The organism is Butyrivibrio sp. LC3010, assembly GCF_000424385.1.
Lineage (GTDB): Bacteria > Bacillota > Clostridia > Lachnospirales > Lachnospiraceae > Butyrivibrio.
Genome location: NZ_KE384179.1, coordinates 82,052 through 101,744, shown reverse-complemented (window position 1 = coordinate 101,744; position 19,693 = coordinate 82,052). Strand labels below are relative to the sequence as shown.

At 39.9% G+C, this 19,693-nt stretch carries 19 protein-coding genes and 1 riboswitch; of the genes, 12 read left to right on the top strand and 7 right to left on the bottom strand.

The features are described 5' to 3' along the window. Positions 1–382: 382 nt before the first annotated feature. Together G622_RS0120230 and G622_RS0120225 are read left to right on the top strand one after the other, a co-directional pair. Positions 383–823, top strand: coding sequence for a LytTR family DNA-binding domain-containing protein (locus G622_RS0120230; protein ID WP_026512153.1), 441 nt, complete (start codon positions 383–385; stop codon positions 821–823). Continuing rightward, entirely contained in the window at positions 824–1,288 is a 465-nt protein-coding gene (locus G622_RS0120225) for a DUF3021 family protein (protein WP_026512152.1), read from the top strand. A gap of 74 nt (positions 1,289–1,362) precedes the next feature. On the opposite strand, the gene G622_RS0120220 is transcribed toward G622_RS0120225, so the two are convergent. The 3 genes from G622_RS0120220 to G622_RS24000 all read right to left on the bottom strand — a co-directional run bounded on the left by G622_RS0120220 (position 1,363) and on the right by G622_RS24000 (position 4,895). Next, on the bottom strand, positions 1,363–3,174 hold the full coding sequence (locus tag G622_RS0120220) for an MATE family efflux transporter (RefSeq protein ID WP_026512151.1): 1,812 nt from the start codon (positions 3,172–3,174) through the stop codon (positions 1,363–1,365). Positions 3,175–3,322: 148 nt separating this feature from the next. Next, positions 3,323–4,114: an ABC transporter permease subunit gene (locus tag G622_RS0120215; RefSeq protein ID WP_026512150.1), complete on the bottom strand. Its 792-nt coding sequence runs from the start codon at positions 4,112–4,114 to the stop codon at positions 3,323–3,325. Positions 4,115–4,211: 97 nt separating this feature from the next. Then, on the bottom strand, positions 4,212–4,895 hold the full coding sequence (locus G622_RS24000; protein ID WP_044915271.1) for an ABC transporter ATP-binding protein: 684 nt from the start codon (positions 4,893–4,895) through the stop codon (positions 4,212–4,214). 284 nt (positions 4,896–5,179) lie between these two features. Here G622_RS24000 and G622_RS26050 point away from each other — a divergent pair, with 284 nt between their 5' ends. The 4 genes from G622_RS26050 to hisA all read left to right on the top strand — a co-directional run bounded on the left by G622_RS26050 (position 5,180) and on the right by hisA (position 8,482). After that, positions 5,180–5,356 carry a hypothetical protein gene (locus tag G622_RS26050; RefSeq protein ID WP_155831576.1) on the top strand — a complete coding sequence of 59 codons (177 nt, stop codon included), beginning with the start codon at positions 5,180–5,182 and terminating at the stop codon, positions 5,354–5,356. Positions 5,357–5,423: 67 nt separating this feature from the next. Continuing rightward, positions 5,424–5,596: riboswitch (Lysine riboswitch) on the top strand. A 109-nt stretch (positions 5,597–5,705) separates the two neighbouring features. Beyond that, complete coding sequence (dapA, locus tag G622_RS0120200) at positions 5,706–6,590, top strand: 4-hydroxy-tetrahydrodipicolinate synthase (RefSeq protein WP_026512149.1); 885 nt, start codon at positions 5,706–5,708, stop codon at positions 6,588–6,590. Positions 6,591–6,702: 112 nt separating this feature from the next. Further along, entirely contained in the window at positions 6,703–7,455 is a 753-nt protein-coding gene (gene dapB, locus G622_RS0120195) for a 4-hydroxy-tetrahydrodipicolinate reductase (RefSeq protein ID WP_026512148.1), read from the top strand. A 247-nt stretch (positions 7,456–7,702) separates the two neighbouring features. After that, positions 7,703–8,482 carry a phosphoribosylformimino-5-aminoimidazole carboxamide ribotide isomerase gene (hisA, locus tag G622_RS0120190; protein ID WP_026512147.1) on the top strand — a complete coding sequence of 260 codons (780 nt, stop codon included), beginning with the start codon at positions 7,703–7,705 and terminating at the stop codon, positions 8,480–8,482. A 194-nt stretch (positions 8,483–8,676) separates the two neighbouring features. Here the strand turns inward: hisA and G622_RS0120185 are convergent, their stop codons facing one another. Then, entirely contained in the window at positions 8,677–10,473 is a 1,797-nt protein-coding gene (locus G622_RS0120185; RefSeq protein ID WP_026512146.1) for a methyl-accepting chemotaxis protein, read from the bottom strand. Between the two features lie 361 nt (positions 10,474–10,834). Beyond that, on the bottom strand, positions 10,835–11,035 hold the full coding sequence (locus tag G622_RS0120180) for a cold-shock protein (protein WP_022761586.1): 201 nt from the start codon (positions 11,033–11,035) through the stop codon (positions 10,835–10,837). Positions 11,036–11,325: 290 nt separating this feature from the next. Here G622_RS0120180 and G622_RS0120175 point away from each other — a divergent pair, with 290 nt between their 5' ends. Next, positions 11,326–11,616, top strand: a complete 291-nt coding sequence (locus G622_RS0120175) for a YerC/YecD family TrpR-related protein (protein ID WP_026512145.1) — start codon at positions 11,326–11,328, stop codon at positions 11,614–11,616. 139 nt (positions 11,617–11,755) lie between these two features. Here G622_RS0120175 and G622_RS23995 read toward each other — a convergent pair whose 3' ends face one another. Both G622_RS23995 and G622_RS0120165 read right to left on the bottom strand, forming a co-directional pair. Continuing rightward, on the bottom strand, positions 11,756–12,169 hold the full coding sequence (locus tag G622_RS23995; RefSeq protein ID WP_049945990.1) for a bactofilin family protein: 414 nt from the start codon (positions 12,167–12,169) through the stop codon (positions 11,756–11,758). 204 nt (positions 12,170–12,373) lie between these two features. Next, positions 12,374–13,264: a peptidoglycan DD-metalloendopeptidase family protein gene (locus G622_RS0120165; RefSeq protein ID WP_026512144.1), complete on the bottom strand. Its 891-nt coding sequence runs from the start codon at positions 13,262–13,264 to the stop codon at positions 12,374–12,376. Between the two features lie 196 nt (positions 13,265–13,460). Here G622_RS0120165 and G622_RS0120160 point away from each other — a divergent pair, with 196 nt between their 5' ends. The 5 genes from G622_RS0120160 to G622_RS0120140 all read left to right on the top strand — a co-directional run bounded on the left by G622_RS0120160 (position 13,461) and on the right by G622_RS0120140 (position 19,693). Beyond that, positions 13,461–13,970, top strand: a complete 510-nt coding sequence (locus G622_RS0120160) for an SEC-C metal-binding domain-containing protein (RefSeq protein ID WP_026512143.1) — start codon at positions 13,461–13,463, stop codon at positions 13,968–13,970. A gap of 100 nt (positions 13,971–14,070) precedes the next feature. Further along, positions 14,071–15,948 (top strand): threonine--tRNA ligase, encoded by a 1,878-nt coding sequence (locus G622_RS0120155; RefSeq protein ID WP_026512142.1) that lies wholly within the window; start codon positions 14,071–14,073, stop codon positions 15,946–15,948. Positions 15,949–15,953: 5 nt separating this feature from the next. Continuing rightward, complete coding sequence (locus G622_RS0120150) at positions 15,954–17,642, top strand: hypothetical protein (protein ID WP_155831575.1); 1,689 nt, start codon at positions 15,954–15,956, stop codon at positions 17,640–17,642. A 14-nt stretch (positions 17,643–17,656) separates the two neighbouring features. After that, on the top strand, positions 17,657–18,538 hold the full coding sequence (locus G622_RS0120145; RefSeq protein WP_155831574.1) for a hypothetical protein: 882 nt from the start codon (positions 17,657–17,659) through the stop codon (positions 18,536–18,538). A gap of 198 nt (positions 18,539–18,736) precedes the next feature. Then, a complete protein-coding gene (locus G622_RS0120140; protein WP_026512139.1) occupies positions 18,737–19,693 on the top strand; it encodes a CPBP family intramembrane glutamic endopeptidase in 957 nt (318 codons plus the stop codon).

Genomic DNA, 19,693 nt, shown 5'->3' with positions numbered 1-19,693 from the left:
AAGTACGCGAATAGACTGAAAGGCAGGCAGAAGGAAGATCCCGCAGAGGGAGTCTATAAAGAATAAGCATGTGATTAGACTGCATGGCGTGTAAAGCAGAAAACATTATTTAGGGATTTATATTTTCTATTCGTATCTGAGGTACTTTCACAACACTTAGCCATTTAATTACCCAATTATAAATAGCTATGCGTTATAATCTAATTAATGAATGAATCGCGAGAAATCCGGAGAAACAGGGCAAAGTTGTGTATCATCGGTAAGAAGAAATATAGTGTTGAAGCTATCATGTAAAGATGTCTTACTGCTTGGTATTTTACCTTTAATATTACATAATTTAACCGGGCAAAGGTATGAAGAAAACGTGAATACAGGGGAACAAATGAAAATTGATATTCAAAAGATAATAAATGGTGAAGAGAGCCTTACCATACGCTATAAAGAGCCTAACCCCATTGTGAGCCGGATTATTGAAATACTCGGAAGGGAAGATAGCAGATTGTGGGGGAGAACGGATCTTGGAAGCGAGAACGTTAATCTATCGGATGTGCTGTACCTTGAGACGGTAGATGATAAGGTTTTTGCATATACCATGGATAAGGTTATAAAAATTGATGGTTCTTTGTATTCATTTTTGAATAGCGTAACGGACGATAATTTTTTCAGGTGCAGTAAGTCTATGGTGATCAATATTGCAAAGGTCAAAGCTCTTAAAAGTATGTCATCAAACCGTATTGATGCAACTATGGAGGGCGGCGAGCATATTTTGATATCAAGGCGATATGCTGTAGAGTTTCGAAGAATACTAAAGGGGGACAGATAAATGAAAGATAAAAACAGAGTTACCCTGTGGGAGCTTTATCTTACAAAAGAGATTGGTATTGAATTCAAGGCGTGTCTGTATTTCTTTGCGATACTGTTTTTCTATTGTGTATATCGTATGATCGGTGGAAGTTTCGTTGCGGATATTCTCCATATGACGGAGATGATTTTTACCTGCTACATCATAGGATATTTGCAGGTTTATATGCTATGGAATTTTGATGAAGCTGATGAATTTGGCGCTAAAGTCTGCATAGGAACGGCAATTTGTACGGCCATTTATTGCATTACTTCATACCTGTTTTCATGGTTTGACAAAAGCCTTCTGGTTACAGCATTATTTGCCGCCTACATTATCATAGTGTATTTGTGCGTCTTCTTGATTTATAAATCCAAGAGAACAATCGATGATAAACGCCTGAACGAGGATCTTCGCCTTTTCCAGTCGGAGCATAAAAACAAATAATAGCGGTATATTTATGCTCTGCCATATGGAACAGATCATGGTGACAGGAAACAGCTCTCTTTGACTTGTAATACTTATATTTTTATGGTCAATACATTTAATCCTAAGAGGTTCTGATAGGAAACTTCTTTTGCTATTTTATAAACAAGTCTTATTCCAACATTTTTACCGACTTCGTCCTGTTCATTGACTTTATATCGATCCGAGGGATTAAAAGCTCTGCAGTTGTCACGGCATCTTAGAATTATCTCTTTATCGTCACAAACCACTCTTAAATCGATGGAATGTTTTTTGTTATCCTTGGTAAAGCCATGTGCTACCACATTTCCTGCCATCTCTTCCATACTAAGTCCTGCAAGGAAGGATCTTCTCTGATCAATTCCATGATCCTTACAAAAATCCACAATTTTCTCTGAAATACTGACAACTTCATCCATGTCGTGAACAGTTATATCAAGTCTGTCTGAATCACCGGCGCCAAAGTCTTCCGGGATAGCCATGAGATCCTCTAAGTTACGGGGGAATCTCTTTAAACAAATGCAGGCAGCAATCACAATAATTGCGGTGCAAATTACACCATTTAAAATATTGGCTATGTATAAGCCATTCATTTTAAATAATGGGATTAAAATAAGGCTCCAGCATACAACTCCGATCATTCCATCTGTTGTAGGGAGAACTACCGCCAGGTTTTTTCGTTCAATTGTCTGTGCGTAGCAGGTAAATTGCGTGCATACAAGAGAAAGAATCATGCAGAATGGCAGAAGTCTTAAGCCCATAACAGTCATTCCAAATACCGGATCCTGAGGATCCTGATAGAATAAGAAGGTAAGCGGCTTTGCAAAAAGTACAATAAACGCTATGACTGCGAAGATTACCAACATACCTTTTACAGTACTGATATACATGGTGTCGATCAGAGACCTTCTGTCTTTTTCACCCACGCTAATGCTGTACAGCATTCTTGAAACCGCCATCATTCCAAAGACAACCGGCCAGAAAATTGCCATAACAGAGTTAGAAGCAGCAAAGGATGAAATCCCTACTGTTCCTACATAAGCAATAATCAGGTAATTTACAATAACACAGCGGAGGGTCTCAACTAAACGGGAAATGGCACCGGGCACCCCGAGACGGGCGATATCTTTTCCATCCTGCCAGTTACAGATTTTGAAATCGAATCTCCACTCTGATTTTCCTGCAAAATAATACTGGGCCTGAATCAGTAAAAATGTCCAGTATGAAAGGGATGTACTTAATGCCAGCCCAAAAATCCCAATGGGCAAAATTACTACAAACAAGTGGTTAAGGATAGCATTCATAACAAAGCAGGATATACTTGCAATCATAGTTCTTTTTGACTGATTTTCCAAAGATAAAAATGCAAAGAGCTGCTGTCCCAGAACCAGTGCCGGAATTCCTATAGACTGCCCGATAAGGTACAGGTTAAACATTGAAAGATCGGGCTCAGTGTCAACAACAATCCGCGTTGCTCCTGTGACTGCAGTAATAATCATAATCAAAGATGTTACAATGGACAAAATAACAGACAGAATAATATCGATTGTAAATACACTGTTTACTGATTCTCTTTTTACTGCTATGTATCTTCCATAGAGAATCTGCGAGCCTCCAACCAACATAATGCTGGCTGCATATAGAAAATGAGTAATTGGCGCATATAGTCCAATTGCAATCATGGCAGATTTGCCCAAAACATTGCTGGCATAGAGGGTATCCACTATACCATTTATGGCATTGATAACTATAAGAAGGATCTGGTAGGGTAGCAGGCGAAAAAACAGCCCGGTTAATAGCTCGCGATCCGATAAAACCTGTTTTTTATTATCTCCATCAACTAAGAAACTGCTTCTGTTATGATGCATGCATTCCCTCCAGGATAATCCACGAAAACAGCTACGGTTAAGTAATCACTATCTTGTATATAATTATCCAATATTTTCGATGTGCTGTTTATTAAATTATCATAAAATTCCCGGTTGGAATTTTTATGAGGGAACTGCCGCTAATTAATCAGCTTGCCAGATCTCTTTTATCATAAAATATGAATGCAAAAATGGTGGCGCAAAGTATCACCATAACTGCTGTCACAAATGCCATAGCATCGGTCTCTACTCCTGAGAAAATTTCAGAAGCGTTAGCATATGCATAGGGCCCTATAAAAAGATAATCCTTAAGGTCAGGAACCACGCGTCCTATCAGATCATATACATAGAAAACAAGTGCAATTCCAAGTCCCATGCCCATTTTACTTTTTCCTGAAACCGCTGATATTCCAAAACAGAGGGCAGCAATTTCAATATTCATTAGAAGCTGTCTGAGCATAAAGGAGGTGAATTCCTTAAGAGGCAGTTCTTCTTTCAGATAGACAAATCCTGCAACATAGAATAATGCGCAGATAATTGTAAAAAGTACCAGCAGTACTGCCACGCATATTCCCTTTGCGGCGACTACTTTGCTTCTTGATACAGGAAGTGAAAACAGAAATTCTCCTGTATGCTTGTCCTCTTCTTTTGACAATATATCAATTGCCAGAATCGCAGCGAACATGGCACCTCCAAGTCCATGGACAGTACCAACCTCTGTGGCAAAATATCCCTTCAAAGTAGCTATGCTAAGTGTGCTCATGCCAAATGCGTCGGAAAACGCTCCCATATTGGAAAACATATCCGCCATATCCTTCATATCACCTTCCATACTCTGATAAAGAAGTATGCAGGCAAGCCCCATGAGCCCTACTGATAATGACCATATAAGAAAGCTTTTAAAATTCAGTTTTATTTCTCTTAATAAAATTGTTCTCATAATATTCACTCCTTGTAAAATATGTATTAGTACGATTATTCCGTAATCCTGACATATCGGTCGGAACCATTCCAAATCATGACTTAGTCATGACAGTTCATTCCTCATAGAATCTGATAAATTCATCCTCGTCAATCAGCACAGAATCCAGCATTGATAACCTTCCCTCCCGCATGATTGCTCCATGTCTGCAATATTTATTCACTTCAGATAGCACGTGAGTTGATAAGAGGCAGGTTGCACCTTCATTTACATATTCATCAATGAGATTAAAAAACGTCCTTTGCATAAGCGGATCAAGGCCGCCTGTCGGTTCATCAAAAATGAAAAGCCTGGGTCTGTGCTGCATGGCGCAAACTATGCTGACTTTCTTACGATTTCCATAAGACAGTTCTTTTATCCGTTTGTTCACATCAACCTTTAGTCTCTCACATAATTTCTCAGCTTCTGCGCTACAGTCCATTTTTCTGACATCTGCAGCATACTTTATGACATCCTTCACCTTCATTGAGGTGTAGAACCAACTCTCAGAGGGCATATATCCCACATTTTCAAGAATCTTTTCATGATCTTTGACGCTGTCCATTTCAAGAATTTTTATGCTTCCGCTATTTATCTTAAGAAAACCCAGCATAGACCTTATAGTGGTGGATTTACCCGCTCCGTTTGGACCAATAAATCCGAATATATCACCTTCCTCTATAGTCAGGGAAACATCGATAACACCCCTGTTTTTGCCGTAGCTTTTTGTGAGATTTTGAATTTCAACTACATTTTTCATAAACATCGTCTCCTTTTTTCGACAAGCCATTATTTTTACTAAGTATGAAGAACTACACATTTCTCTTATCTTACAAATACCAAATAACAAAAGCAGGAACAATAGCTGTCCCTGCAAGGTGCACTTATTTACCGCTATGTTTCACTTTTATACTGAATAAGACAGTAGATTTATTCCTTTTTAGCTGCGATTTTGGTATAATTAGGATAAGAAAACAGAGTAGAGAGAATGATTATCTATAAGAAGAGATGTAGTAAAGAATCTATTTTTAGGAGGTAACTGTCATGGCTATTATAGATAAGATTTTCGGGGAACACAAAGGTTTGTACAATTCCCCTTCAGAGGATGAACTTCAGATGGAACAGACAGGGACCAAGGAAAAGAAGCCAAAGGCTGAGATTTCTGAGGATGATACCGTAAGATTCACTGAGCACGATAGATTTTGGGAGGGAATGAAATAAGTGCAGTGAAAGCTAGTGTTGATTTATCACGTTGACACTTTAGTGTACTAGTGCTATTCTTTTATAAGATTTAGATAGAGGTTGCGTATTCTATCAGTACGGATTCTGATGCGACAGGCGCAGGAGAGGGATTCGGAAAGGACAATACGCCGAAGGATGAGCCATCCTGTGAGGCTTGTACCTGGGCATGCAGTGAATAATTGCATGACTGTCATCGCAAGATGGGGAGCTATCAGCTAATAGAATCAATGGCGATTTTGTGAAGCTAACTCTCCGAGTGATGAGTTAGCTTCTTTATTTGAGCAAAGTTAGTAAAAGTTTTTTATAAATAATATTGAGGAGAAATATTATGGCAGTTTTTAAGGGTGCAGGTGTTGCTATTGCTACACCATTTTATGAGGATGGATCGGTCAATTATGATGAGTTCAAGAGACTGATCGATTTCCAGATTGATAATGGAACAGATGCCATTATTGTATGCGGAACGACAGGTGAAAGTGCTACCATGACCGAAGAAGAGCACATGGAGGTTTCAAGATTCTGCATTGATTATGTAAATAAGAGAGTTCCTGTAATTGCCGGTGCCGGATCAAATTGCACAAAAACGGCTATTGATCTGTCTGTTGATGCTGCTAAGGCAGGCGCTGATGGTATTCTTTCAGTAACTCCATACTATAACAAGGCAACTCAGGATGGTCTTGTTCAGCATTTTACAGCTATTGCCAAGGCAGTTGATGTTCCGATCATTCTTTACAATGTGCCTAGTCGTACAGGCTGCAATATTCAGCCTGCTACTGTAGTTAAGCTCTGCAAAGAGGTTGATAACATTGTTGGAATTAAGGATGCTGTGGGCAATCTTGCTCAGACCACCAAGATGATGCAGCTTGCTGATGGAGCAGTTGATCTTTACTCAGGTGAGGATGGTCTTGTTGTTCCAATCATGTCTCTTGGCGGACTTGGAGTAATTTCAGTCCTTTCAAACGTAGCTCCTGCTAAGACACATGAGATGTGCCAGAAGGCACTTGATGGCGATTTCAAGGGTGCAGCTAAGATACAGCTTGAGGCACTTCCTCTTATAGATGCGCTCTTCTCAGAGGTTAATCCTATTCCTGTAAAGGCAGCTCTTGAGATGATAGGCTTCAAGGCAGGTCCGCTTCGTCTTCCTCTTACAACTATCACAGAGGAGAACAGAGTGGTACTTGAGAGAGAGCTTAAGAAATTTCTTGGTATGTAATTAGAAATTTAGCGATAAGAGAATTCCATGATTCGGAAATAGTGACTTGGCTATTTTGGTAAATGTGCCGGTGTATTCTTGGACGCAGATGAAAGAATAAAGGAGAATGGGAATGACAAAAGCGATAATGCACGGCTGTAACGGCCGAATGGGGCATGTTATTGTTGACCTTGCAGCAAATGATGACAATATAGAAATAGTGGCAGGAATTGACGCTTACGGCGAGAATAATTACAGTTTTCCCGTATTTGATTCAATTGATAAATGTGATGTAGATGCAGATGTGGTTATAGATTTTTCTAATGCATCAGCTATTGACGGGCTTCTTAAGGCCTGTGCTGAAAAAAAACTCCCTGTTGTATTATGTACCACAGGATTGTCTAAGGAGCAGCTTGAAGAGGTTAATAAGGCATCTGAGAAGACTGCAATCCTTAAGTCAGCAAATATGTCAGTTGGAATAAACATGCTTATGAAGGTATTAAAGGAGATTTCTCCTGTACTGGATGCGGCAGGCTTCGATATAGAAATAGTTGAGAAGCACCACAATCAAAAGCTGGACGCGCCCAGCGGAACAGCTCTTGCACTTGCTGACAGCGTAAACGAATCATTATCTGAAAAATGTGAGTACGTTTATGACAGAAGTGACAGACGTATGAAGCGTCCTAAGAAGGAAATCGGAATTTCAGCTGTTCGCGGTGGCACGATTGTAGGTGATCATGATGTTATCTTTGCCGGAATGGATGAGGTTATAACTCTTTCTCACAGAGCATATTCAAGATCAGTTTTCGCAAAGGGCGCAATTGAAGCCGCTAAGTTCCTTGCAGGAAAAGAAGCAGGAATGTACGACATGAGTGATGTAATATAATGATATAGGTGTCAAAAGTCAAAAATGCGTACATGCTTGCATGTTAAGCATTTTGACTTTATGACCCGAACAAATATGAGGAATTAGCAATTTACGCAGTAAATTAGCGGTTTCCGAATATTTGTAGAATTGCAAGAGTTTCGAAGAAACGGAGCAATTCGTATATCATATAATGAATTATTAAAATGCTCCATGCTTAGTGCTGGAGCATTTTTTAGCAGAACATTAGTGTATAAAAGAGGTAAATATGAGATTCAGGCCGTGTATAGATATACATAATGGACAGGTTAAACAGATAGTAGGAAGTAGTCTGCGTGATGCCGGTGATGTTGCTGCAGAGAATTTCGTGGCTACTCAGGACGCAGCCTTTTATGCAAAAATGTATAAGGATAAGGGGCTTTATGGAGGGCATATTATTATCCTTAATGCAAATGATAGTCCCTACTATGAAGCATCGGTAAATCAGGCTTATATGGCTCTTAGACAGACTCCGGGATGTCTTCAGGTTGGTGGCGGTGTAACTGCTGAAAATGCTGCGCAGTATTTAGCTGCAGGTGCTTCACATGTGATTGTGACGAGCTATGTTTTTAAAGATGGAAAAGTGAATTATGAAAATCTGAGGAAACTTGTTAGTGAGACCGGAAAAGAACATCTGGTGCTGGATCTTAGCTGCCGTAAAAGTACTGAGGATGGGAAATATTACATTGTTACAGACAGATGGCAGAAGATGACAGAAGTAGAAGTGAATGCAGACATTCTTGATGAGTTTTCATTCTACTGTGATGAATTTCTTGTTCATGCGGTTGATGTTGAAGGCAAACAGTCAGGAATCGAAAATGAGCTTGCAGGGTTACTTGGAAACTGGGGAAAGATACCAATGACCTACGCCGGAGGAGTGCATAACCTTCAGGATATAGAAGAACTTAAGAGATGCGGCGAAGGAAAGCTGGATGTGACAGTTGGCAGCGCATTGGATATATTTGGCGGTACGATTTCTATAGATGAAATAGTAAATGAATTAGAGTAGAGGCATGTTTTCCTATTAAACCTGCAATCATCCGAAGGCGATCTAAAGTAATCAGCAGAAATATTTGGCGATTACTATAGCAATTGAACGCAAAATTACGCCCCCGAAATGTATAGATTCCTGTTTTCCTTAGAAAAACGGGAATATATACATTTCGGGGGCTATAATTTGCACTTTCTATGGAGTATGTTCTCTTATAGTGAGAACCTGGCTACAAATTCCTGAAGTTCCTGTGCGTTTTCAGCAAGACGATCGGAAGCTTCTGCAACCTCATGGGTGGAAGCTGTCTGCTGCTGGGATGCTGCTGATACATTCTGAGTCTCATCTGCAACACTTACGCTCATTTCTTCAATCTTCTGAATGTTATTAGCAATTGTCTCTGTACCGCCGGATAGCTGGTCAACAATTTCGCTCATGCGAGCACTCTGCTCGGAAACGGAATGAACCTTGTTAACAATTTCATTGAAGGTATTACCGGCCTCATTAACGACTTCAGAGCCTTCAAGAACGCTCTGTGCACCTTCTTTCATGGAGTCAACTGCTTCTTCAGAGCTCTTCATTATGTCTTCAATAAGAACTGTGATATTGTTTGCAGCTTCATTTGACTGATCAGCCAGTTTGCTGATCTCACTTGCAACAACTGCAAATCCTTTACCCATTTCTCCTGCACGGGCAGCTTCAATGCTGGCATTTAGAGAAAGGAGATTGGTCTGACTTGCGATTTCAGCGATAGTATCAACGAAGGAATCAATATTTTTAAGCTTGTCGCCCAGTCCTTCAACCATGGTAGCTGTATTTTCAACAGAATCTTTGATGGTTTCCATCATGGTTGTTGCACGATTCATGTCAGAAGCGCCCTTTGTTGCTGCTTCGTTGGTTGCCTGTATCATTTCGCTGGAAGCTACAATTGCATCCTGGAATTCCTGCATATTATTTACAAATGCCTGAGTTTCATCACTTGCACCTGATACAGCTGTAATCTGGCCGCTACAGGAGTTTGCAACGTTTGTGCAGGAGTTTGCAACCATTTCACTTGCTTCAGCTGACTGGGAAGCACTTGCTGAAAGCTCCTCAGATGCGGATGCAACATAAGCGGTAGTGTCAGAAATCTTAGCCATCAGCTCTCTGATATTTGAGTGAAGAAGATCGAGAGCATCGGAAATAAGGCCAATTTCGTTATTAGTTTTCTTAAGAGGTCTAACCTTCTTCATATCGGCATTGTCACTGAAGTCGCTGTTTGCCATGTGCTCCATTTCTTTAGCTACAAGCACGATAGGAGTAGTGATTTTCTTACCAATGTAGAAGGCTACTATAATCCCGCATATAATAAGAACTACAAGAACGATGAGGGATTTAATAATAGAGTTCCTGAGGGCTTCATCAGCGTGTTCTTTGTATACCGCTTCAAGACTGTCGATGTGATCAATCCAGACACCTGTACCAATAACCCAATCAAAGGGCTCATACAGCATTGTGTAACCCATCTTGGGAAGGGGCTCGGTTTCGTTCGGTTTCGGGAAACTGAAATATGAAAATCCGCCGCCTGCCTTTGCGTTAGCAATGAAATCCTTTATCATGTATACGCCATTAGGATCGTGCTGTTCAAGACGGTTAGTACCTTCTGCATCGCGGCCAAGAAGAACCACGTTTGTACCATCTGAAGTATCAACCCAGAAATATCCGTCGCCGTCCATGAAACGAAGTTCACGAACATAATCAGCAGCGATTCTCTTTGCGTCTTCTTCTGAAAAAGCACCTGCAAGGTGCGCTTTATCTACCTGTTCAACAAGACTTACAACATTTTGAACCTGGTTTCTAAGCTCAGATTGCTGATCCTGCATAAGTCTTTCTCTATAAGCAGCAGTCTGTTCCTTGGTGGTTGCAATTGTACTGTTAATTGTGAATAACTCAATGATGATGCCGGTCAGGATAACTGCACCTGCTATGACACCGATTAGAGCATACAATAAAGAACCTGTTCGTTTTTGCATTGTTACACCTCCATAAGAAATTATGACACACATTCAGCTTAGCAAAACGTGTTTGGTATAACAATTAATTAAGTATAAAATTTTGGTAAATTAGTTGTGCGCTATTCGAATTTTTTACGTGTTGATTTTTGATAATTTTTCAATATTTGACAGGCTTTTGTTTTCCTTCGGAAAAGGGGAATTGTGTTGGTCAGATCCTCTCAAAGAAATGGGAGTGTTCTGCGGATCTGATCAGTTTTTAAATATCAGAAAACCCATCCGTTTCCGGATGGGTTAAGTGATTAATCATTTGTACACTTGCTGATTCTATATATAAAGAATAAGGCACATTGTAGTCTTGATTAAAATGATTGTCCGTTAATCAAAGCTTGTTTACGTTAACGGCCTGAGGTCCTTTTTCGCCCTGGATTACATCGTAATCAACTGCAGCGCCTTCGTCGAGAGACTTGAAGCCCTCCATGTTGAGTCCTGAATAATGTACGAATACATCATTGCCTGCCTCATCAGAAATGAAGCCGTAACCCTTCTGGTTGTTGAACCACTTAACTGTACCCTTGTTCATAGCTTACCTCCACTAAAAAATAAAAAATAGTTCTAATCGTCAAATGAGTACTTCTATTGACGATATGTTGTATTAAAACAACATAGTTAGCATATCATAAGGAAACTTAAAAGTAAAGAAATTATTAAAATATTCGCGAATTAATTCACAATTCATCTAAATGAAGGTCCCTGTTACTTTACTTTAATTGTTTAGTGTGTTAAAATATGCAAGCAGTAAAGTAAATTGACGAAATTAAGTTAATTTGGATACTTGGTTGATTATAACTCAATTGAGTAGTGGAGGGATACATGAACAAAAAAATTCGTACAGAAGCGGTGGATCATTTATTTGAAGCGATTCTGTCACTTGATAATAAAGAGGAGTGCTATAGCTTTTTTGAGGATTTGTGTACGGTTAATGAATTAATGTCACTTTCTCAGAGATTTGAAGTAGCAGCAATGCTCAGAAAGCATAAGACATACCTTGAAATAGCAGAGAAGACAGGAGCATCAACTGCCACTATAAGCAGAGTGAATCGTTCTTTGAATTATGGAGATGATGGATACGCTCTGGTTTTCCAGAGAATGAAGGAAAGCTGATTTTTAGTGCGATCCATAATTTTTCTTAGAATTTTTTAGAGAACATTTAGTTGATATATTTAACTGATAAAAAGAACCCCATGATTGGTAATGTGATTACAATCATGGGGATTTTGACGTACAAAAAACTGAAATACAATTAGTTTGCAGCAGCTCGTTCTTTTGCAGTTTCAGCAGAGGTCTTTTCAGCTGTCATATTACATTGTCCCTGGAAAACTGCATTTTCATCAATTACAAGAGTTTTTGCTGTAAGATCACCTATAAGCTTGCCTGTGTCACTGATCTCAACTTTTCCGGTGCCGGCACTTACATTGCCCTGTATTTCACCTGCCAGAAAAAGATTAGTGGCGGAAACTGCGCCGGTGATTTTTCCTTCCTGACCAACTATGAGTGAACCGTTGACGGATACATTTCCGTTTATCGTACCGTCTACTCTGGTACTCTCCTTGGCGGTGAAGGGACCATCCACAATTGCCCCTGCAGCGATGAAAGATGTTATTGGTTCTGCGGAAACATCAAGTGTTCCATCTTTTGCATTATTAAATAGTGCCATCTTACTCCTCCTCTTTGTGTATTGGCACGATTACTTCGTAATCCTGCCCTATCGGTCGGAACCATTCCGAATCATGACTTCGTCATGATGGTTCCTCCTCAATATGTATTGGCACGATTACTTCGTAATCCTGCCCTGTCGGTCGGAACATTCCAAATCATGACTTCGTCATGATGGTTCCTCCCTATAAGCACATTATTTTAATCATCCATTTATCTGAACAAGTTCTTCAGGGTTAATGAAAACCCCGTCTTTTTTGATCTGATATCCAAGCTTGGTATTATCACTTCCGACTACAAACAGTGTAGCTCCTTTAACGACGGTGTCACCTTCGTGAACAAGGCTTTCACCGGAATTTCTGTAAATTGAAATATAGCCATTTCCGTGATCAATGGTCACACTGTTGCCGTATTTAATATCTCCGGCTACAGAAGTTACGGTTCCTGCACCTGAAGCAATGATTGTAGAACCTTCCTCGGTTGTCAGAAGAAGAATAGGATCTAAAGTTGAAACATCGACAGGTTCTGTGGCTTCGTCGGTATTTTCTTCTGTGTTCTCAGCATTTTCTTCACCGTTTTCGTCATTGTTTTCTGCATTTTCTGACTGATCAATAGCATTTCCATCTGCATCTATAATGCCGGCTATAGCAATCTCAGAAGATCCGGGATCATCATATGTGCTGATCATGGATGCAGTACCTGAAATAGGAAGCTGTGAGGGAATACTCAGCTGCTCAGCCTCTGCTGCGCTTTGAGCCTCTGCTTCAACCTTCTGATTGAGCGCCTGACTAAGCTGAGTGACTTCATTCTGCAGTTCGGAATTGGATTTTGTAAGAGTCTTGTTTTCCTCATCAAGTTCAAGAATTCTGGCTTCCTGCTCCGCTGTATATTTTTTTAATGATGAAACTGTGATCGCTGAATTTACAAGAAAACAGACTAGTGCTACAAACACGGCAAAAATAGAAAATGCCAGCACCTGTGTGGCAATATGGCCAAGATGGATACTTCCGCTGCTTCCATCGGAATCTCCTGATATTATCATAAAAGTATAATGCCTTTTATGTCTGTGTTTTTTAGGTTTATTAATGTCTGCCATAAGAACCCCCGTTTAAATCGTAATAATGATATCACAATTAAGCAGATTAGAAAAGAATTTACTGTGAAGTACAAGGAGTTAGAGTTTATTGTATCTACAATTTACATTAACCTAAAAAGATAATATAATATGATGGATTGCGACATGAGAATCATGTGCATATAGAAATACTAATTATTGGAAGTGAGGTTACATTATGGCATTATTACAACAGTGGCGTGATATGGCTTATTCAGAGAAAGCTGATAGAGCTCAGCTGCAGAAACTTTGGACAGATTATTTTCAGAAGGAAAAGGAAATCTACTCGATCCTTCTTAAGAATCCTGATGAGGTAGTTAAGGGCACAGTTAAGGAACTGGCTGACAAATATAGCATTGATGTAATGACAATGACAGGTTTCCTTGATGGAATCAATGATTCACTTAAGGAGCAGAATCCTATCGAAGAGATGGAAGAGGACACAGAGGTTCAGCTTGGTTTCGACAAGGAACTTCTTTACAAGAACATGGTAGCTGCAGGTGCTGACTGGCTCTATGGTCTTGAAGAGTGGAATGATATCTTCTCTGAGGAGAAGCAGAAGGAACTCTACAAGGAGCAGAAGGCTTCTCAGACAGTTCGCAAGGAGAACAAGGTTTATCCTAACGATCCCTGTCCGTGTGGAAGTGGTAAAAAGTATAAGAAGTGCCACGGCAAAGGAAAATTCTAATCCTTAATATTTATCCAGCAAGAAATGGCTCTGAATAAACACAGAGCTTTTTCAATATAATAAAACTGTACCCGGTAGGTATGGTAGAAAGAGGAAAATTATGACAAAAGAAGAATTTCAGGAAGTTTACCGCCATTCATTGGCACACATTCTGGCAAAGGCCGTAATTGAACTTTACGGTGAAGAGACACAGTATGCAATTGGTCCGCAGGTAGCAGACGGTTGCTACTATGATTTTGTTTTGCCTAAGGCTGTGACAGAGGATGATTTCAAGACCATCGAGGATAAGATGCGTGAGATCATCAAGAGAAGAGAAGCATGGACAAGAAAGGAAGTTACCAAGGCTGAGGCACTTGAGATCTTCAAGGATCAGAAGTTCAAGACTGAGCTTATTCAGGATCTTCCAGAAGGTGAGACAATCACTACATATAACACAGGTGATGACTTCATCGATCTTTGCCGTGGACCTCACGTTGAGAATTCTCAGGAGCTGATGAATGTTTCATATAAAGTAAAGGCCGTTTCAGGTGCTTACTGGAGAGGTGATGAGAAGAGAGATTCAATGACCAGAATCTATCTCTATGCATTCCCTTCAAAGGATGAGCTTAAATCTCATCTGAAGATGATCCAGGAAGCTCTTGAGCGTGATCATAAAAAAATCGGTGCTCAGCTTGATCTTTTCATGTTTGATGAGACAGCTCCCGGAATGCCTTACTGGCTTCCCAGAGGATGGAGAATGTATCAGAAGCTCCTTAAGTTCTCAAGAGAGATTCAGGAGAGACATGGATATACTGAGATAGCAGCACCTCTTATTGATAATAAGAAACTGTGGCTTATCAGTGGACACTGGGCTCATTACATAAACAACATGTTTATCGTTCCCGGAATTGCAGGTCATGTTCAGGCTGACACAACTATTCCGGACGTTGCAGATGGCATGGAAGAGGATGCAGCTAAGGCTCCCGTTAAGATCGAGAGAGGCTCTGTTATCTACAACAGAGAAGCACTTGATACAATGGGTGCTAAGCCTATGAACTGTCCTAACGCTATGATGACTTACAAGAGAACAGTTCATTCTTATAAAGAGCTTCCTATTCGTTACAGTGAGTACGATGTACTTCACAGAAAAGAGAAGTCCGGACAGATGAACGGTCTTTTCCGTGTTCAGGAGTTCAGACAGGATGATGACCATACATTCGTAATGGAGTCACAGATTCAGGATGAGATTGCAGATATCATCTCAATTGCTGATGAGATCTACAAGACATTCGGTGTTACATACAGAGCTGAGTTCTCAACACGCCCTGATGATTTCATGGGTGATATTGAGGTTTGGAACAGAGCAGAGGCTGCTATTAAGAGCATTCTCGATAAGAAGTATGGCGAGGGTGGCTATGAGATCAACGAAGGCGACGGTGCTTTCTACGGCCCCAAGATCGACCTTCAGATCAAGGATGCACTCGGAAGAGAGTGGCAGTGCGGTACAGTACAGCTTGACTACCAGCTTCCTCACAACTTTGGCCTTACATATCAGGCTCAGGACGGAAGTCTTGAGATGCCTGTTGTTATCCACAGAGCTATCTATGGTTCCCTTGAGAGATTCATCGGTATCATCATCGAGAACTTCAAGGGTGCGTTCCCGTTCTGGCTCAGCCCTTATCAGGTTGGTATCGTACCGATCCGTGTTGAGCACAACGAGTATGCTAAGAAGGTAGCTGATCTCCTTTATGAGAACGGCGTTGATGTTGAGGCTGATTACTCCGACAACAACATGAAGGAGAAGATCAAGAAGTTCAAGAACTACAAGGATCCCTACATCATTGTACTTGGAGATAAGGAAGCAGCTGAGAATACAGTTTCTATCAATGTGCGTGGCTCTAATAAGCAGATTCAGAATGTACCTCTTGATAAGTTTGTTGAGATGTGCAAGAAGATGAATGCTGAGCATACACTTGAACTTATTGACAGTGTTGAATAAAAAATATGGGCAACAGTAACAGAGCAAAAACATTATGGATCAAGGTACAGAGGCTCTTTAGTTTAATCATGTATCTGTTTTCAGCAGGCATGCTTGGCTTCATGGCTTACCTGTGCTTTAGTCCGGATATATGGTATGACGAGCTTTTTAGTATTCAATTTGCTCTTAAGCCCATACCTGAGATGGTTAAATTAACAGCGGCGGATGTACACCCGCCGCTGTATTATATTATTGCGCACTTTTTTGTAAAAATATTTGGCTTACTAAGCGGAGTATTCGGTGGTGCATCAGGCCATGGGCAGGGAGCTTTGGATTTAATACAGGCAGGGAATCTGCCTGTTTATGCTGCGAAGTTTGCAAGCCTTATTCCACTTATTATCTTATATATCTATGGGCTGACTATCATAAGAAAGCGATATGGATGCCTTATTGGAGGAATGTTTTCCTGTGCTATGATCGCAATGCCTCAGATGTCAGAGTATGGTGTTGAAATCAGAATGTACAGCTGGGTGATGCTTTTTGTGACAGCTTTATGTATCCATGCAAGACCATTTCTTGAAAGCAATCCCGAAAAGCAGATTAAGGGGCTTAAGTGGAAGAATATTTTACCTGTTTTTATATATGGGTTACTTGCCTGCTACACTCAGTACTACGCAGCTGTTGCAGTTGCGGCAGTTTATGTATTTCTGATTATTTTGTCTATAAGGAAAAATATCTGGCAGCTCGGGATAATCCTCATCAGTGCAAATCTGACTGCGGTTTGCTATTTTCCATGGATTGGGGTTGTGCTATCGCAGGCAAAAACTGTTTCGGGCAGTTATTGGATTCAGCCTCTGGGATTAAGAAGCATTGGAGGTATTATAAAGTATCTGCTAAAACCGGGATTTTTTAATGAAAAGCTGGCTACATTCCTGGCAGTAGTCATATTTATACTGCTTTGTGTTCTGGTTATTACGAACATAAAGGATGAATATATGTGGCTGTGCTTTATGCCGATAATTGGAATTATTGTTTTTGGATTTGGAGCATCATTGTTGCTTAGGCCTGTATTTGTTTACAGATACATGATTCCCGGCATGGGAGCCTTATGGTTTGGGGTATTAGAAGGCATCCATGAACGACTAAAGAATGGCAGCAGAAATTCGGGTAAAACAGTGTCTTATATATGTATGGGACTCCTGGGACTTATGACCGTTTTCTGCGTCAGGGATTTCTGGGCTTTCCGTGGAAATGAGCTGTATAAACGTGTTAATATGGTGGAAACGCAGAAGGTCTGGGATGCTATTGATGAAAACACAGTACTTATCTGTAACTTTGATCAGGTAGCAGCTTTATCCCTGTACTACTCAAATGGCATGACCGATGTAATAAACGTAGATAAAGACCAGCTTCCTGCTCAGGTGTACCTTTATGGTGGAACAACTGATGCGGTTTTGGAAAATATGTTTTCCGGAATAAGCATGATATATGAACCCTCAGAGGTAGCAGAACTTGTTGAAAATGAGGACAGGGTACTGTTTCTTGGCAGTTTTAATTCCAGGGAGGATATTTTAAAAGACTGGAAAGAAAAAGCAGGAATAGATAGCGTCAATAATGGAAGCTTTATGAACGAGAGATATTGGTTTGATGTATTCGAACTTAGTTTAGCAACCGGGAAAAATTATTGTACATATTATTGTGTGAGGGAACAGTGAGGAAAACTGATATATTGAAAAACAGAAAAATTCAAATGATGGGATGTTTTGCTGCGACGGTGCTATCGATATGCCTTGTAGGGGATACAGGCTTACCGGCACTGGCTGAAGAGAATAATGATGCAAGTGGGTCGGTACCTGTTGTTGCAGGTGAGATTACAGATGCAAGTGCAGTAGGTGCCAATGCAGTGCTTGAAGAGATAGTGGAAGGCAAAGACAGTGGCCAGGAAGAAAGCAGTGAAGACAGTCAGAACCAGTCAGGTAGTACTGGAGAAAATGATGAAGGAAAAAGTGGTAGTACTGAAGAAAATGGTAATGTCATTAGTGAAGCAGAGAAGGCTGAAAGCAGTAAGCTTGATGTTAGTCAAAATTCAGAGCCTTCTAAACTGAGTACTCTTCCGGAAGCGCTTTGCTGCTCTTTTATAGTCCCTGCAGGCTTTCATTTATCTGATGTAGCTGGGCAATATGTGAATGATTATTATCCTCTTGAATCTGCAAACATAACTTATAAAGTGACTCAGATTCCCAAAGCCAAGGTACTTACTAATGCACAAAAGGCTGCCGGGGAAAGCGAAGATGATGGCGTTGAATACAGATATGATGAGCTGACTTCTGAGATGTATGAAAGCATTCAGAAAGAAAACTATGAAAATCTCTATGGGGAAAACATAAACTTTACTCTTGAGAGCTTTGAAAATAAGGAATTTGAAGGCTTTCCGGGATATCTAATCAAAACATCGTTTACACCTGAAAATTCCCAGACTATTCATCAGATGACAGTCATGGTTTTATCATCAAACAAGGTATTTACTATTGTATTTTCCAGGGCAGAGGATGATGATTTTGAGGAGATTTTTAATAAGACTCTTGAAACCATACATGTTATAGGAAAATAAGGATTACTGTTTTATGAAAAAACGGGAATCGTATCCTGCAGAATGCAGGAATTCTGTGGTTTATTTCAACTCCCCTAAAGGGAGTTGAAGTTTCTTAAATATCTGAATAAACATGCATATCTTTCTGATTTAGTGTTGTAAATAGTTTCCCAATTATGTAAAATCAACTTTGTTGAAAAAATTTTGGAGGGAAACTATATGTCAAAACAACAAGAATCAAATCAGGTAAGTATTATTTTTTCTATCGTACTGCTTCTAAATGTTGCGATTGTAATAGCGGCACTGCTGCTTTCGAAAGTTGACATTTTAATGGGAATCTGGTCTACAGTCCTTGCTGAGGCAGCAATCTTTGTTCCGTTAATCATTTATCTTAAGAAGAACGGGGAGCCTGTCATTAGCACACTTGGCTTCCATAAGATAAAGATTTCAACAATTCTTCTTACAATTCTACTCACTATAGTGATAAATCCTATATTGATTTTCGGTAACTTGTTTTCTCAGCTTTTTGTACCGAATGTTATAGCACAGGGCGCATCTAATATGATGCAGGATTCTGCAGCCCCTATAATTATGGTAATTTCATTGTTACCGCCTATTTTTGAGGAAATCTTTTTCCGCGGTTTTCTGTTCAATAAATACAGAACAATATCCACCATTATGAAGGCTGCAATTCTTTCAGCACTGTTTTTCGGAATCCTGCACCTTAACCTGAATCAGTTCTGCTATGCATTTTTACTTGGTATAATCTTTGCCTTTGTTAATGTGGCAAGTGGAAGCATTGTTACATCAATGATCATTCATTTCCTTATTAACTTTGGAAATATTCTTATGCTCTATGTATACACAATTGTAATGCAGTCAGCAGGGAAGGATTTTTCAACTGAGATTGAAACTGCAAGACAGAGCGGAATGGGTACAGCAGTTTTAATTTGGTTCGTTATTGCTGTGATTGCTGCATTTATTGCAAAGATAATCATGCAGGCTATCGCTAAAAATGAAGGACACCTTGAAGAGTTCAAATCAATATTTGCTAAGAATAGTTCTGAGGAAAAGGAAGTAGTTCACATTTTCCGTACAGCACCTTCTATTATTGCAACAGTTCTTGGAGTTGTAGCAATCGGACTTATCTCTTTTTACCTGCCTAACGTATTTTAA